Genomic DNA, 14,533 nt, shown 5'->3' with positions numbered 1-14,533 from the left:
CCTATGAGAAGCGAGAAGATGACTGTCACGTCGATGAGGTCAGGTCCTGGTCAGGGCGAAGTCGTCCAGTTGGAGCCACATGTCGCCGTTGTCGGTCCAGATCCCGGCGAAGACCTCGACGGAGCTGCGGCTACCGCTGTCGAAGGTGACGGTGAACTTCGTCCAGCCGCCGACGGCCCCGAAGTTGACCTCGGCGAACGGCGGGCCGCCCGGGTTGCGCACGCCGAAGAACCCGTTGTCGTTGTTGGGCGAGGTCCTGAGCCAGCCGCTCAGCGTGTAGGCCGTGTGCGGGGTGACGGAGACGGTCTGGTGCAGGTCGTGCCAGCCGCGGTCGTACCTGACGAAGCCGTTGCGATCCGCGGTGAAGGCCCAGGTGGCCTGGTCGATGCCGCCGTTGCCGGTCACCGCCCACGGCGCCGACACCGTGCCCGTGGTCTGGCGTTCGAAGCTGGGGTCCCGGACGAGGTTCGGGTTGGTGATGCTCCCGTCGCGGTTCAGGGTGACGCGGATCAGATAGACGTTGTACGGCGTCCACTCCGACAGCGCCAGATACAGGTTCGGCCCCGACGACCAGGGATGCATGAAGCCGCCGTACAGGCCGGGGAAGTCGGCGAAGCCGGCCACCACCGCGGGGGCGCTCCACGGGCCGGTGGGCGCGGGCGCGGTCCTCAGCACCACGTCGCTGCCCTTCAGATAGGTCATCAGCCACTTGCCGGTGAAGGCGTTGAACTGCACCGACAGTTCGGACACGGGCGCCGCGACCACCGGGGTGGCCAGCGTGTCAGGGCCGGACCGCCAGGCGCTTCCCGTCCAGTACCGGTAGGCGGCCTTGTCCAGCACGGCGGCCTCGGGGACCCTGGCCAGGTAGGCGGCGCCGTTGCGGCCGTTCGGCGTGCCGTACATGTAGACGAAGCCGTCACGCCGGACGAACGCCGCCATCTGGAAGTGGTTGTCACCGCCGGGGTTGTCCCATCGGGGGCCGCCGGTGACCCAGTTCTGGCCGTTGTCGTCGGAGTAGGCGATCGAGGAGTGGTTCGTGGTCCAGACTCCGGGCTCGCCCCAGTGCCGTACGGACATGTAGGCGAGGTACTGCCGTGTCCCCACCGACACGCCCGCCGTGGGGATCACGGTGATCTCGTCACCGTCGATCTTCTTGCTGGGGATGAGTTCCTTGGCGTGGCCGGGAGCGTCGGTGGCCGCGCTGCTGAACGACATGCCGTCGGCGAGGTCGGGGTCCGTGCTGCGCAGGAGCACCTGGCTGCGCCAGTCGTCGCCGTTGGCGCCAGGGGGTCGCCAGGTGTCGCCGAACGTGTCGCCGAACGCGGCGAGGATCTCGCCGCTGCCGTTGTCCCACATGACGCCGAGATCGGTGGCCTTGATCTTCCAGTTGGCGTCGGTGGCGCTGACGGAGCCGGGTCCGGTCATCTTGCTCACCACGATGGCCGGTGAGTGGGCCGATGAGGCCTGGGCGGGGCCCGCTGCCACCAGACCGGACAGCAGAACCATGGCGATCGGGACGCGTAAGAGCTTCACCGCTCTCTCCCTCCTGGGACAGGCGCGGAGATTCCGCACAGGTGCACGTGCACGCCGAGCTCGGCGAAGGCCGCGGCCTTGGCCGTCAGCGCCCTGTCGGCGCTGTCCGCGTCGTGGGCGTAGGCCACGTTGAGGTGGTTGGCCCGGTGGCGGGCCATGAACTGGTTGCGGGTGACGCCGTGCAGCACCGCGTGCATGATCGGCCACTGCGGGGTGGTGGCGTCGAGCCTGCGCCTGGTCTCCTCCTCCGGCAGCTCCACCACGCTCGCCCGGCCGAGGTCGACGTGCAGCTCGCCGTCCATGATGAACACCCGCGACCAGACGATCTCGCCGGGCTTGGAGACGCCGCTCAGCGTGCCGCCACCGAGGGGGAAGTACATCGGCGGCTGCCGCATGCTCCACGACTTGTCGTAACCGCCGTTGTGCGACGCCGGCACCGACCCCGAAATCTCCAGAACCCAGACGAACCGCCCCTCGTACTCCTCGCCCCATCGAATGTCGTGCAGCGTGGTGGCCGGGTCGAGGCCCATCGCGCTCCACACCCTGTTGGTGATCAGCGAGTCGACCGCGACCCCCTCGTCCACCTCGTTGAAGTGCGGCAGCGGACGGCCGGCGTAGAGCTCGCGGAAGCCGTCGCGGCTGCGCACCGGCGGGCGCTCGACGTTGTTGAGCAGCCCCTCCACCAGGTCGCTGGCCGGTACCACGTCCTTGAGCCCCTGCTGGTACTGGATGCCCACGGCGTCCAGGCCGAAGTCGTCGGCGATGCGCAGCGCCGCGACGTACATCTTGAACTGGCTGATCAGCTGCGACTCGGTCAGCTCGGTGGCCTCGTCGGCGCCGGTGTGGAAGGTCAGGCCCGCCTCGTCGAGCCACGCGCGCACCGCGAGCGCCTCGGCGTCGCCGACCCGGTTCATCTCGGCGACGAGCGCGCTCTGCGACAGCCGCTCCTTGTAGATGCCGAGCGGGTTGAGCTGCTCGTCGTCGATGATGGCGTTGTACATCCCCATGCAGCCCTCGTCGAAGACGCCGATGATCGCCTTCTCCGTGGCGAGCTGGCGGGCGAGCGCCCGGCCCAGCTCGGACTCGGGGGTCGGGGGCAGCTCGCCCAGCCTGGTGACGTGGCTGGTGTCGTGGGTCAGCTCGCCGTTCTCCAGCCAGGTCTTCAGTCCGTGCCTGGCCCACTCGTCGGTGAAGTCCTCGCTCCACAGCACCGAGTACGGCCTGCCCGCCTTGGTCAGGCTGCCGGCCAGGTTCAGCAGGCCGACCAGGCCAGGCCACTGACCGCTCCAGTTGGCCACGATGAGGATCGGCCCGCGGTGGCTGCGCAGCCCGGCCAGCACGTGGTGGCTGTACTGCCAGACCGCCTCCACCACGATCAGCGGCGCGTCCGGCGGCAGGGCCTTGAACACCTCGATGCCGGCACGCTGGCTGTCGATGAAGCCGTGTCCCTTGTCGGGATCGACGTCGTGGCCGCGCCGGACCGACCAGCCCAGGTCGCGCAGCGTGGCCGCGAGATCGTTCTCCAGTTTCTCCTGCACCGGCCAGCAGGTCTGGTTGGCGCTCTGACGCAGGTCGCCGCTGGCGACGGTGTAGACGACGCCGGGCTCCGCCGCGGGCGGTTCGTTGAGCTCGGGGAATCGGTACATGGGCTGCCCTTCACGTGGGGGGTCAACGATGCTGGCGGCCGGCCAGGGCGTGCGCGATGCCGGCCGTGCTCGGGTAGAGCTGCTGGTAGAGGCGGTAGAGCTGGTCGTACTGGGTGACCGCGTCCGGCCGCGGGGTCACCAGGTGCCGAACGGGGTTCCACGCGTCGATCGACGCCTCACCGACGAGCCGGGCGGCCAGGAAGGCGCTGCCGTACGAGGCTCCGATCGAGGTGGCGCGCACCTCCTGGGGTGTGCCGGTGACGTCGGAGACGATCTGCGTCCACAGACCGCCCTGGGTGCCGCCGCCGACGGCGACGATGCGCCGGATGTCGCCGCCGGCCGCCCGCATGGTCTCGACGTTGTGCCGCACGGCGAAGCCGGTGGCCTCCAGCGCCGCCCGGTAGAGGTCGCCCCGGGTGTGGGAGAGAGTGAGCCCGGCGATCACGCCTCTGGCCTGAGGGTCCATGACCGGGGTGCGCTCTCCGGCGAAGTAGGGCAGCATCAGCAGCCCGTTGGCGCCGATGCCGGACGCGTCGGCCTCCTGGAGCAGCTCCTGGTAGGCGGCCCCGAACAGGTCGCGCAGCCAGGCGGTGATCGCGCCGGAGGTGGCCATGCCGCCGGCCAGGTTGTAGGTGCCCGGCAGGGCGCCGACGGTCCCCCACAGACCGGGCCAGGTCCGGTGTTCCGGCGTGGTGTGGACCAGGAACATGGTCGTGCCGTACATGAGCATGAGATCGCCGGGGCGGTGGGCGCCGACGCTGAGCGCCTCGGCCCAGGCGTCGACCGTCCCGGTGATCACGGGGATGCCTTCCGGGAGATCGGTTTCCCGGGCGGCCTGCCGGGTGAGCGTCCCCGCGGGCTCGCCCGGCCAGCGCAGCGGGGGCAGCTCGATGCCCGGCGCGACCGTGTCCGCCCACGGCCGGTGCCAGTCGAGGCGGCCGACGTCGTAGAGCGGGGTGCACTGGCTGGCCGAGTGGTGGTCGAGCACGTACGCCCCGGTGAGCCGGCGCACCAGCCACGAGCTGGGCATGTACAGCCGCCGCGCCCTCGCGTAGAGCTCGGGCTCCTCGTCGGCCACCCATGCGATCTTCGCGCCCGCCGCCTGGCTCGACAGGTCGGAGCCGCCCCTGCGGCGGATCTCCTCCGCTCCGAGCTCGCGTTCGAGCCTGGCGATCTGGGCGGTGGAGCGGGTGTCGACGCCGTAGAGGATGGCGGGCCGCACCGGGCGATCGGCGGAGTCGGCGAGCAGGACGCAGGGCCCCATCCCGCTCACTCCGACCGCGACCACCTCGGCGTCCCGGCCGAGCTCGCGGGCCAGCTCGCGGAACTCCTCCCACCAGAGCCGCCCGTCCATCTCGAAGCGCCCGGGGCCGGGGCGGTCCACCGCGTGCTCGCGGACCGCTGACCGCATCAGCGTGCCGTCCAGGCCGACCAGCACTCCCTTGCTGCTGGACGTCCCGATGTCGACCCCGAGCACGACGGGCACAGACATGCGCACCCCTGAGAAATCGATTGCTGATTGCCCAGAACGTAATGAACGCAGACACCGGAGTCAATGGTGTCGGCGGCGGTTCGCTGGGGTCAGTGACAGTTCGCCGGTGCGGCGGCAGTCGCTGGGGTCAGCGGCGGGAGCTCTCGCGGACGTGCAGCTGGGTGTGCAGGGTGACGCTGCCGGCCGGGCGGGACGGCTCGGCGATCCGCTCGGCCAGCAGCAGGGCGGCGGTACGGCCCAGCTCGTAGGTGGGCTGCCCCACGGTCGTCAGCGACGGCCTGACCAGATGCGCCCACGGGATGTTGTCGAAGCCGACCACGCCGACCTCCTCGGGGATGCGCACACCCTGGTCGACCAGGCATTCCACGGCGCCGACCGTCATCAGGTTGTTGGCGGCGAACACGGCGTCCGGCGGGGAGTCCTGCCGCAGCAACGCCTCCATCGCCGCATACCCGCCTTCCTCCCGGAAGTCGGCATATCTGACCAGCTCTTCCCGTACGGCACGGCGGTGCCCGCGCAGCGCACGCTGGTAGCCGCGCAGCCGCTGGACGGCCGTCGACAGCCTGCGCGGCCCCGTGATGCACGCGATGCGCTCATACCCCGAGTCGATGAGGTGAGCGGTGGCCAGCTCGGCGCCGTGCTCGTTGTCCACCAGCACGGTGTCGACGGCGATGCCGCGCAGCTGCCGGTCGATGACCACCACCGGCACCCGGGCGTCGACCAGCCGGTTGACATGCGTGGCCCGCCCGGACGGCGAGATGATCACACCGGCCATCTGGTCGTCCAGCGCGGCGGTGACGTACTTGCCCTCCTTGGCGGGGTCCTCGTCGCTGTTGCACAGCACGACCGAGAAACCGGCTTTCTGGGCGACGTCCTCCACGCCCCTGACCATCGCGGTGAAGAACGGGTTGCCCACGTCGGAGATGATGACGGCCCACAGCGTGGTCTGGCTCTTGCGCAGGTTGCGCGCCACGGCGTTGGGGCGGTACTCGAGCTCGGTCAGGGCCCGCCTGACCCGCTCGGCCAGCACCGGATCCACGTTCGGCCGGCCGTTCACCACCCGCGAGACCGTCGCGGCGGACACCCCCGCGTGGCGAGCCACATCGTAGATCGTCGTCATCCTGTCCCCGTTTCGGATCCTCTGGAGGGAAAGCGTAGCTGCAATCGATTCCTCACAGCAGATCCGTGCGCTCACCGGGGTCCCGCGCGGCGGGCCAGGGAGCGACCCTGCCTCCTCTGGAGACCTCGGGACTCCGCCCGAGGGTCAGCTCACTTGATGAGCGTGTCGGGGAAATCGGTGACGGCGGCGATGAACTCCCTGGGCTTGTCGTCGTGGATGACATGTCTGGCGTCGATGCGGCGGTAGACGGTCTGAGGCGCGAGTCCGGGCACCCGGCGGGCGTCGTCATCGTCCATGGCGCCGACGAGTCCGTACCTGTCGTACCGGCTCCCCCTGGTGTGCGACAACAGAGACCCAGCTCGCCGCGCACGGACAGCCCGCCCTGCTCGCCGGCATGCGGCTCGAGATCATTTCGTGACGCCGGAGCGACAAGATCCTCCGCATGAAACGTGTCGCAGTCGTTGCCGTCACGGCCGTGGTCGCCGCGTTCTTCGCGGGTGGCGGACAAGCTCAGGCCGCCGCGCCCGAGGACCCGGTCACGGCCGTGCAGAAGCAGTTCGCCCCTGGGCGTGGCGTCCGGGTGTCCGAGGCGAACCGGACCACCGTCAGCGGGATCAAGGGAGTCTTCCTCACTCGGACCAGCGGAGTGATCGGGTTCGGAAAGTCCGCGGCCGTGGACTACGACCTCACGTCGAAGACGAAGCTCACCGACGAGCAGAAGGCAGCTCTCGGGCTAGGCGAGGACTACGAACCGGCCACGCTGCGTGCGGTCAAGGTGGGCCGCGCCACCTACGTGAAGGGCTTCGAGTGGGGCGACATGCCCGAAGGCAAGCACTGGGTCCGGTTCAGCGGCAGCTCCTCGTGGAACAACGACGGGCAGCGCGGCGACCAGCGTGTCGACGTCCTGAACCCGGCGATCCTGAAGCTGGTGATCGCGAAGGCCACGTTCGCCAGGGCCGGAGAGTACCGCGGCGCTCTCAGCGGGAAGGAGCTGTACAAGGGGAAGTACGGCAACTCCGAGGTGGGCAAGATCTCCTTCAGGCTCTTCGTCGACCGTGACCGGCTGCCTGTCCGTCTGATCACGGAGTACAGCCTGAAAACCGAGGTGCCCAAGGACGGCAAGCTGGTCAAGGCCACGGTGCACGACATCGTCGACACGCGCTACAGCGGCTGGGGCGCGAAGGTCGCGATCGCGGCGCCTCCGGCCGGCGAGGTCGTCGACTTCGATGATCTGAAGTGGCCGTCGGTCGACGACAACCCGATCAGCGCGCTGACCGACGCAGGCCGAGGAGCTGTGGGAGCGTCAGCCGTTCACGGGGCGGAGGGCGCCGGGGGCGGCCGGTGAGGCGGTCGAGCGCGGTCATGTTCACCGCCTGCGGCCAGAGGCCCGGCTCGCCGTCGACGCAGAGTTGTGGCATGTCCGGCTCTCGTCCACGGCGGGGTGGGACGAGGGCGGCTACCCCGTCAGGGCGGAAGGTGGCGGTGACATGGCGCTTCGCTGCTGCGGCCGACCGTTGAGTCTCCGGGGTGGGCGCGGACCCCGGAGATGCTCAGAACCCGTCGTGGACTTCCACGGCGGCGCGTACCCGATCGATGCGTGTGGGAGGGGATCAGCCCGCCTGGCAGGCGGTGTTCAGCGCCGTCGTCTTCGCGTCCGTGCCCTTCTGCGCCGCGTCGATGCCCGCCTCGTCGCCTGCGTCGATGGCGGCGTTGGCAGCGTCGAGCGAAGCGGCCATGTCGTCCATGGCCGACTTGACCGCGCCGTCCACCTTGCCTGCCTGCTCGACCAGCACCGCCTTGTACGTGGTGTTGACGCCCTTGACCGCCTCCGCGCCTTGAGCGGAGCCGAGCTCCTTTTCCCAGGTCGCACTGGCCGCTGCCGCGGCGTTGCACGCGTCGGCGGAGGCGGAGCCGCAACTGGTCAGGAAGGGTACGGCGGTCATCAGGGCGATGGTCATCACAATCTTCTTCATGGCGTCAGAGCCTACGAACCCCACTTTGACGGTTGATGAACGATCTATAACCGCACAGCTCTTCTCCTAGGCGGGCCGCCTGGGCCGGGCAACCGGCGGCAGTCGGCCGGTGGTCCCCCATGAGGTGCGGCTCAAGGCCGTCCATCAGGAACGGTACGGTGACCTTCACCGCCGGCCTGAGTCTGCTCGACGTCGTTCTTCAGGCGGTGCAGGCGGAGTTCAGTTTCGACACGGTCGCACTGGCCTGGTCGGTGTACTGGTCCGCCTCTTCTGGCGCGCTGATCTCCGCCAGTTCCTCGTAAAGGGAGACGACCGCGCCCTGGGCCTCCTCGACCTTCTCGTCGACGTCCAGTTCCTTGATCTTCTGTGCGCTGTCGCCGTAGAACTGCTTCATCGCCTCCAGGTCCTCGGCGTTGCTCTGGAGCTGGGTCACCGTGCTCGCCATGATGGCTCGTATCTCCTTGCAGCCCTTGGTGTCGGCCACGGCGGCAGTCTCGCCTCCCGAGCCGCAGGCCGCCGTACTCAGGGTCAGGAACATGAGAGCGGAGACGCTCAGGGCGAGTTTGTGCAAGGACATGACTTTTCCTCCGTGCTGTCGCAATGGTCACGACAGCCTTCACCGCGGCCATGGACAGCCGATCGTCAACCGGTGAACGCTCGTCCTGCCGTCAGCCGATCCCGAGATCTGCTGCCGGAGGGCTCCTCTGGCAGCTCTGGGCTGGGTGGGATCCAGGAGCGCCAGCTGCCGGACCCGCGCGGGCGCGTGCGGGGCGTGGGTCAGCGCGAGCCATCCGCCGTAGGAGTGCCCGCACACCGCCGCGCTGTCGACCCCCAGAGCGGTAGCACCGGACCCGGAGGTGGTCGAGGTGCGGTTGTCGGCTATCGCCCGGTGTGCCGAAGGATCGCGGCGGAGATACGAGGAATCACCGGCGGCGGGAACCCGTGCCCCATTCCCTCGATGGGCAGAAACTCGCTGTTGGGAATCGCCGCTGCCAGTGCCTCGCCATGGGCGATGGGTGCCATCGGATCGTCCGACCCGTGAATCACCAGAGTCGGGGCGGTGATCGAGCTGACAAGCCCGGAGCGGTCGCGAGAGGCGAAGGCCGCGAGGACGTGGTTCTTCGAGGCGTGGCCCGCATCGGTGGCACTTTCGATCTGCTGCTCGATGAGCGCACGCGTGGCGGTCTCGTCGAACGCCGTCACCTGTCCGGTGAGAATGCGAGCCAGCTTCAGATGTGCCTCAACGTGCTCCTCTCGGGTGCTGGGCGGATTGGCGATCTGCTCGGCGTCCCAGGCGGCCAGCCGCGGATCCCGTTGCGTGCCCCGGAAGGTGTTGGTCACGGGATCGAGAGGCTCGGCGCTCGACATGATGACCGTCAGGCTGCGCAGCCGGCCAGCGTGTTCGAGCGCGATCTCCTGGGCGATCATGCCGCCCATCGACGCGCCGACCACGTCCGCCGCGGCGATGCCCAAGCCGTCGAGCAAGCCGACCGCGTCCTGGGCGAGGTCGATCATGGTGTACGGCTTGGCCTCGTAATCGACACAGCTGGACAGCCCGGTGTCCCGGTTGTCGTAGCGGATGACGTACCGCCCTCCCTCCTGGAGAAGCCGGCAGAGCTCATCGGGCCAGGTGGCGCCTCGGGCACCGAGTCCCATCACGAGCAGCAGCGCGGGATCGGCCGGATCCCCGAACGTCTCGCACCACAGACGGATCCCGTTGGCCTCGACCATGCGTTCCATCAATTCTGCCCTTCGTTCTGGCTTGGACCAGTTGCGACGACTGGCGCTACGGCGTCCCGCACGAGGCCGAGCGCTCACTGACCGTCCGCCGAGTCCGCGCTCTCTTCCCGCAGCACCCTTCCAGAAAAAGTATAGACACGTTAACTTTTACTCGAACCGGAACCGTCACAAGACAGCCGGCGCATGCAGGACGGCGATCATCTGGGTCCGCAGATGCACGCTCAGCGCTTGGGTGTCATCGCTCAGCCGGGCGGCGAGCACCGACGTCACCATCCCCATGACGGATGTGACGGCGATCCGCGCCGCGAGGTCGGACAGCTCCGGTCGCACCTCGATCAGCAGCCCGACCCACTCCTCACGTATCTGCCGCATCTGGCGATTGAGTCGCCGCCGATCCTGCTCCGGCAGCCACAGCAGCTCGGCCTGCATGACCAAAGTCAGACTCCGGTTCTCGACGGAAAACCGGGAGAACCAGTCCACCAGGGCAATCAGCGCCTCCTGAGGCTCCCGGTCCTGGTCGGCCAGCGCGGCTTGCGTCCCCTCCCGCAGACGCTCCAGCGACAGCTCGATCAGGGCGAGGAGGATGGCCTGCTTGCCGGGGAAGTGCCGGTAGACCGCAGGCCCGCTGATGCCGACCGCGGCCCCTATGTCGTCGATTCCGGTGTCGGCGTAACCTCGCTCCACGAAGAGCCGAGCAGCCTGCAACAGGATGATGCGCTTGCGCACCCCATGCTTGCGCCCCTGGGAGATGAGCGATTCCAGCTCATCGGACTCGGCCACTGGCGTACCTTTCTGAGAGAAAAACGGGAACCACGGTTAACATATCGGAGTCTCCGGCCGCGGATGGAGATCGGCGCCGAGACGGTGCGCCAGGAGGTGGAACGCGCCTGGCAACTCTTCCCCGACGCGGTGGCGCGCTTCCACAACGCCCTGCGCGCCCTGCCTGCCGAGCAGGCCGACAGCCCGTTCGTGAAGGCCCTGGTGGAACCGGTCACGCTGAAGGACGACACGTTTCGCGGCCGCGGCGGTTTCGTCATCCTGCCGGAGTGGGCCGACATCCTGGACCGGCATTTCCCCGCCACCTCGCAGTGGCAGACGCGGGTCAGCCCTCGGCTCGGGCAGCATCCCACGTGGCCAGGTGTTCCGTCCCGTGAGGTTGGTGACGCGGCCGGCGGGCGGTCGGCCTCCGAGCGCGGTGTGTCCGCGGTGATGGTTGTACAGGTGCAGCCAGCCTGGCCAGGCGGCGCGGCGTTCGGCCACGTCGGTCGTCGATGCCGTAGGCGCACGGGGACCGGCGCCGGGGTGTGTCGGCCGGTTAGCGGTGTGGCGAGGCGTGGGGTCCGGGGTGGGGCCGGCTGGGGGTGGGGCGCGTTGGCCGGCTATCGGTGTGGTGGGCCGCTCTCCGTGGTGCGTGCGTGGTACGCGGGCGGGGCGGGGTTCGGGCGAGCCGGCCGGTCACCGTACCTGGTCGGTGGTGTGATCCTCGTCGAAGATGTCGGCTGCGGAGATCACGATCCGGGGATCGGGGGTGCCCACGACGTGGGCGTCCTTGTCGGCGTAGTCGAACCGGCTCAGGACGTGACGCATGGCTTCCAGCCGGGCGCGCTTCTTGTCGTTGCTCTTGATGACGGTCCAGGGCGCCACGTCGGTGTCGGTGTGCAGGAACATGTCCTCCTTGGCCCGGGTGTACTCGTCCCACTTGTTCAGCGAGGCCAGGTCCATCGGCGACAGCTTCCACTGCCGGACCGGGTCGACCTGGCGGATGATGAACCGGGTGCGCTGCTCGGCGCGTGAGACCGAGAACCAGAGCTTGATGAGATGCAGGCCCGACTCGACCAGGAGCCGTTCGAGCCGCGGCGCCTGCTCGATGAACTCCAGGTACTCCTCCTCGGTGCAGAAGCCCATCACCCGCTCGACGCCCGCCCGGTTGTACCAGGACCGGTCGAACAGTACGATCTCGCCCGCGGCCGGCAGGTGGGCGATGTAGCGCTGGAAGTACCACTGGCTCCGTTCGCGTTCGCTGGGCTTCTCCAGCGCGACCACGGTCGCGCCGCGCGGGTTGAGGTGTTCCATGAAGCGCTTGATGGTGCCGCCCTTGCCGGCGGCGTCGCGCCCCTCGAACAGCACCACGAGTCGCAGGCCGGTCCGTTTGATCCAGTACTGCAGCTTCAGCAGCTCGATCTGCAGCAAGCGCTTGTCGTGCTCGTACGCCGGCCGCGGCAGGCGTGCCGGATAGGGGTAGTGCTGGCGCCAGGTGTCGACCTGCGTGCCGTCCGCGCGGTACAGCCTGGGGTCGTCATCGTCGCGATCATCGACCCACAGGCCGGGCGTGCTGTCGAGCAGCTCTCCGGTGTCGTCCGCGTCCTGGGAGCCGAGGACGACCAGGCGTCGTCGGTGCGGATCGTTCATCGTGCACACCCGGCGAGAGTGGTGATGCCCATACCGTCACCATGCACCCTCGGCGGCCGATCTAACCACCTTCCGCCACGTTCGCCGAGAAATCCCGCCGGGCAGGAGCCGCCAGCGGAACGACCGGCGATTCTCCACGCGGGCGGACTGCGTTGATCGCTGTGCCGGGAGGGCTTGAGTCTCCAGCGGCTGGAAGCCCCACACTCGTGTTCATGGACGACGACCGCGGGGAACCGCTGACGATCGGCCGGCTGTCCCGGCGGACCGGGATGCCGGTGCGCACGATCCGGTACTGGTCCGACATCGGGGTGCTGCCGCCCGCCGGGCGGAGCGAGAGCGGCTACCGGCTCTACGACGCCCGGTCGGTGGTCAGGCTGGACCTCATCCGCACCCTGCGCGAGCTCGGGCTCGGGCTGAGCGACGTCCGCCGGGTGCTGGAGCAGCGGACCACGATCGCGGACGTCGCGGAAACCCACGTCATGGCACTGGACGCGCAGATCCGCGTCCTGCGGCTGCGTCGGGCGGTGCTGAGCGCCCTCGCCCGGCGACGGCCCAGACCAGAGGAGCTGATTCGGTTGGACAAGCTGGCACGCCTTTCGGCCGACGAGCGCCGTCAGATCGTCGAGGACTTCCTCGAGGAGGTCTTCGCCGGTCTGGACGCCGACCCCCATCTGAAGGCGCGGTTGCGCCACACCCCGGCGGAACTGCCCGCCGATCCCACACCCGAGCAGGTCGAGGCCTGGATCGAGCTGGCCGAACTGGTCCAGGACAGGGACTTCCGGCGGCGGATGCGCGTCATGGCCGAGCAGCACGCGGCCGGACGCGGGCAGGAGGGTCCCGGCCGCGAGCCCGGGGCGTTCCTCTGGTTCGCCAAGAAGATCGCCGGAATGGTCGGCGAGGCCCGGCAGCGGGGGATCGATCCCGGCTCGGCCGAAGCGGCCCAGGTGCTGGATCGGCTGCTCGGCCCCGCCGACCGCGCGCAGGTGCTGGCGCGTCTGGAGGACGGGCAGGACACGCGGGTCGAGCGGTACCGGCAGCTCCTGGCGACCGTGAACGGCGAGGCGGCGCCGTCCTCCCGGCTCGACGACCACGGCTGGCTCGCCGCCGCCCTGCGCGCGCACCCCTGATCCGCCCTGCGCGCGCATCTCTGATCCGCCCTGCGCGCGCATCTCTGATCCGCCCTGCGCGCGCACCCCTGATCCGGCCGCCGCCCCCGATCACTCACCCTCGACCCGCTCCGCCCGCTCGACTGCTCCCCGCTCGTCTGCTCCGTCTGCTCGCCCGCTCCGCCGTCCCCCCGTTCGCCCGCTCGGCTCGTTCCGCTCGTTCCGCCCAGCGGCGGCGAGCACCAGACGACCGAAGGCGACGCGTGTCCATCGATGGATGTACACGCAGTTTCGTCTGGCGGTAGGAGATCACGGTCTCCTGCCGCTGGAAGGCTTGATGCGTGACCACACGTATCGACGCGCTGGACGTGCTGCGGGGTGTCGCCATCATGGGCACCCTCGGCACGAACATCTGGATCTTCACCGATCCGGCGGGCCCCGCCGGAATACTCGCCATGGGCGGCGCACCGGGCACGGTGGAGACCCTCCTGCGGTTCCTGTCCAACGGCAAGTTCCTCGGGCTGCTGACCCTGCTGTTCGGCATCGGGCTCGAACTCCAGTACCGCAGCGCCGTGCGCAAGGGCCTCACCTGGCCGGGAAGATACCTGTGGCGGGCCGCGCTGCTCTTCGCCGAGGGACTCCTGCACTACATCCTGATCTTCGAGTTCGACGTGCTCATGGGGTACGCGATCACCTCCATGGTCGTCGCGTACCTGATCGGCAGAAGCGAGCGCACGGTGCGGATCTGGATGGTCGCGGCGGGTACGGTGCACGTCACCCTGGTCGCGCTGCTGACGCTGGCCCTGCTCGCGGAGGACGCCCCCGGCGGCTCAGGGGCCGTCACCCTCTACAGCCAGGGCGGCTGGACCGACCAGGTGGCCGCGCGCCTGGAGCACGTCCTTCTCCTGCGCGCGGAGCTGGTCTTCATCGTGCCCATGGGGATCGTGCTGTTCCTGCTCGGCTCGCGGCTGCTGCGGGCCGGGGTGTTCGAGGAGCGGGGCGCGGGCCTGCGCAGGAAGCTGGCTCTCGCCGGGCTCGGGGTGGCCGCCCCGCTGAACCTGGTCACGTCCTTCGCGGGCCCCGCGTGGTTCGCCGTGGACCGCTACATCCTGCCGCCGCTGGTCGCGCTGGGCCTGCTCGCGCTGCTCGCCTCGATCGTGCTCGGCATGAAGGGCGCGCCGGGCGTCATGCGCAGGGGGCTGGCCGGCGTCGGCCGTACCGCGCTGTCCTGCTACGTCTTCCAGAACCTGGCGGCGAGCGTGCTCTGCTACGGCTGGGGGCTCGGCCTGGCCGTCCGGCTCGACGGGCTGCGACCCTGGTGGGTGCCCGTCGCGTGGGCGGCCATCTGCCTGCTGTTCATGACGCTGGCCTCCCTCTGGCTGCGCCGCTTCGACCGCGGACCGCTGGAGCTGGCCTGGCAGTGGGCCTACCAGGCCCCCTGGAGGCGGCAGGCCGAACTCCAGCGGTCGTGACCGGGCGCCCGTACCCGCGCCGCGCCGCCCGACCAGCCGAGC

The 14,533-nt window shown here is 69.6% G+C and carries 13 protein-coding genes; 3 read left to right on the top strand and 10 right to left on the bottom strand.

Annotated elements, in window-relative coordinates; genetic code table 11:
- Positions 1–39: 39 nt before the first annotated feature.
- The 5 genes from ACWENQ_RS37770 to ACWENQ_RS37750 all read right to left on the bottom strand — a co-directional run bounded on the left by ACWENQ_RS37770 (position 40) and on the right by ACWENQ_RS37750 (position 6,087).
- Complete coding sequence (locus tag ACWENQ_RS37770) at positions 40–1,533, bottom strand: DUF4185 domain-containing protein (protein ID WP_452418523.1); 1,494 nt, start codon at positions 1,531–1,533, stop codon at positions 40–42.
- Entirely contained in the window at positions 1,530–3,179 is a 1,650-nt protein-coding gene (locus ACWENQ_RS37765; RefSeq protein WP_452418521.1) for a hypothetical protein, read from the bottom strand. The genes ACWENQ_RS37770 and ACWENQ_RS37765 overlap by 4 nt, the downstream gene beginning before the upstream one ends.
- Before the next feature lie 22 nt (positions 3,180–3,201).
- Positions 3,202–4,671 carry an FGGY-family carbohydrate kinase gene (locus ACWENQ_RS37760; RefSeq protein WP_452418520.1) on the bottom strand — a complete coding sequence of 490 codons (1,470 nt, stop codon included), beginning with the start codon at positions 4,669–4,671 and terminating at the stop codon, positions 3,202–3,204.
- A 127-nt stretch (positions 4,672–4,798) separates the two neighbouring features.
- Entirely contained in the window at positions 4,799–5,791 is a 993-nt protein-coding gene (locus tag ACWENQ_RS37755; RefSeq protein WP_452418518.1) for a LacI family DNA-binding transcriptional regulator, read from the bottom strand.
- Between the two features lie 149 nt (positions 5,792–5,940).
- Entirely contained in the window at positions 5,941–6,087 is a 147-nt protein-coding gene (locus ACWENQ_RS37750) for a hypothetical protein (RefSeq protein ID WP_452418516.1), read from the bottom strand.
- Between the two features lie 146 nt (positions 6,088–6,233).
- On the opposite strand from ACWENQ_RS37750, the gene ACWENQ_RS37745 reads away from it, so the two are divergent.
- A complete protein-coding gene (locus tag ACWENQ_RS37745) occupies positions 6,234–7,136 on the top strand; it encodes a hypothetical protein (RefSeq protein WP_452418515.1) in 903 nt (300 codons plus the stop codon).
- Between the two features lie 265 nt (positions 7,137–7,401).
- On the opposite strand, the gene ACWENQ_RS37740 is transcribed toward ACWENQ_RS37745, so the two are convergent.
- The 5 genes from ACWENQ_RS37740 to ppk2 form a co-directional block, all read right to left on the bottom strand.
- On the bottom strand, positions 7,402–7,749 hold the full coding sequence (locus tag ACWENQ_RS37740) for a hypothetical protein (RefSeq protein WP_449929606.1): 348 nt from the start codon (positions 7,747–7,749) through the stop codon (positions 7,402–7,404).
- A gap of 214 nt (positions 7,750–7,963) precedes the next feature.
- Positions 7,964–8,341 (bottom strand): hypothetical protein, encoded by a 378-nt coding sequence (locus tag ACWENQ_RS37735; protein WP_452418513.1) that lies wholly within the window; start codon positions 8,339–8,341, stop codon positions 7,964–7,966.
- 302 nt (positions 8,342–8,643) lie between these two features.
- Positions 8,644–9,504, bottom strand: a complete 861-nt coding sequence (locus ACWENQ_RS37730; protein WP_452418511.1) for an alpha/beta fold hydrolase — start codon at positions 9,502–9,504, stop codon at positions 8,644–8,646.
- Positions 9,505–9,669: 165 nt separating this feature from the next.
- Positions 9,670–10,284 carry a TetR/AcrR family transcriptional regulator gene (locus tag ACWENQ_RS37725; RefSeq protein ID WP_452418509.1) on the bottom strand — a complete coding sequence of 205 codons (615 nt, stop codon included), beginning with the start codon at positions 10,282–10,284 and terminating at the stop codon, positions 9,670–9,672.
- A 675-nt stretch (positions 10,285–10,959) separates the two neighbouring features.
- On the bottom strand, positions 10,960–11,913 hold the full coding sequence (gene ppk2 / locus ACWENQ_RS37720) for a polyphosphate kinase 2 (RefSeq protein WP_449929598.1): 954 nt from the start codon (positions 11,911–11,913) through the stop codon (positions 10,960–10,962).
- A gap of 212 nt (positions 11,914–12,125) precedes the next feature.
- Between ppk2 and ACWENQ_RS37715 the strand changes: the two genes are divergently transcribed.
- A complete protein-coding gene (locus tag ACWENQ_RS37715; protein WP_452418508.1) occupies positions 12,126–13,040 on the top strand; it encodes a MerR family transcriptional regulator in 915 nt (304 codons plus the stop codon).
- Between the two features lie 320 nt (positions 13,041–13,360).
- A complete protein-coding gene (locus ACWENQ_RS37710) occupies positions 13,361–14,491 on the top strand; it encodes a DUF418 domain-containing protein (protein WP_452418507.1) in 1,131 nt (376 codons plus the stop codon).
- The last annotated feature ends 42 nt before the right edge of the window (positions 14,492–14,533 follow it).

This window comes from Nonomuraea sp. NPDC004354 (assembly GCF_053602555.1).
Note: the sequence above shows the minus strand (reverse complement) of the source record. Positions and strands in the feature narration are given on the sequence as shown.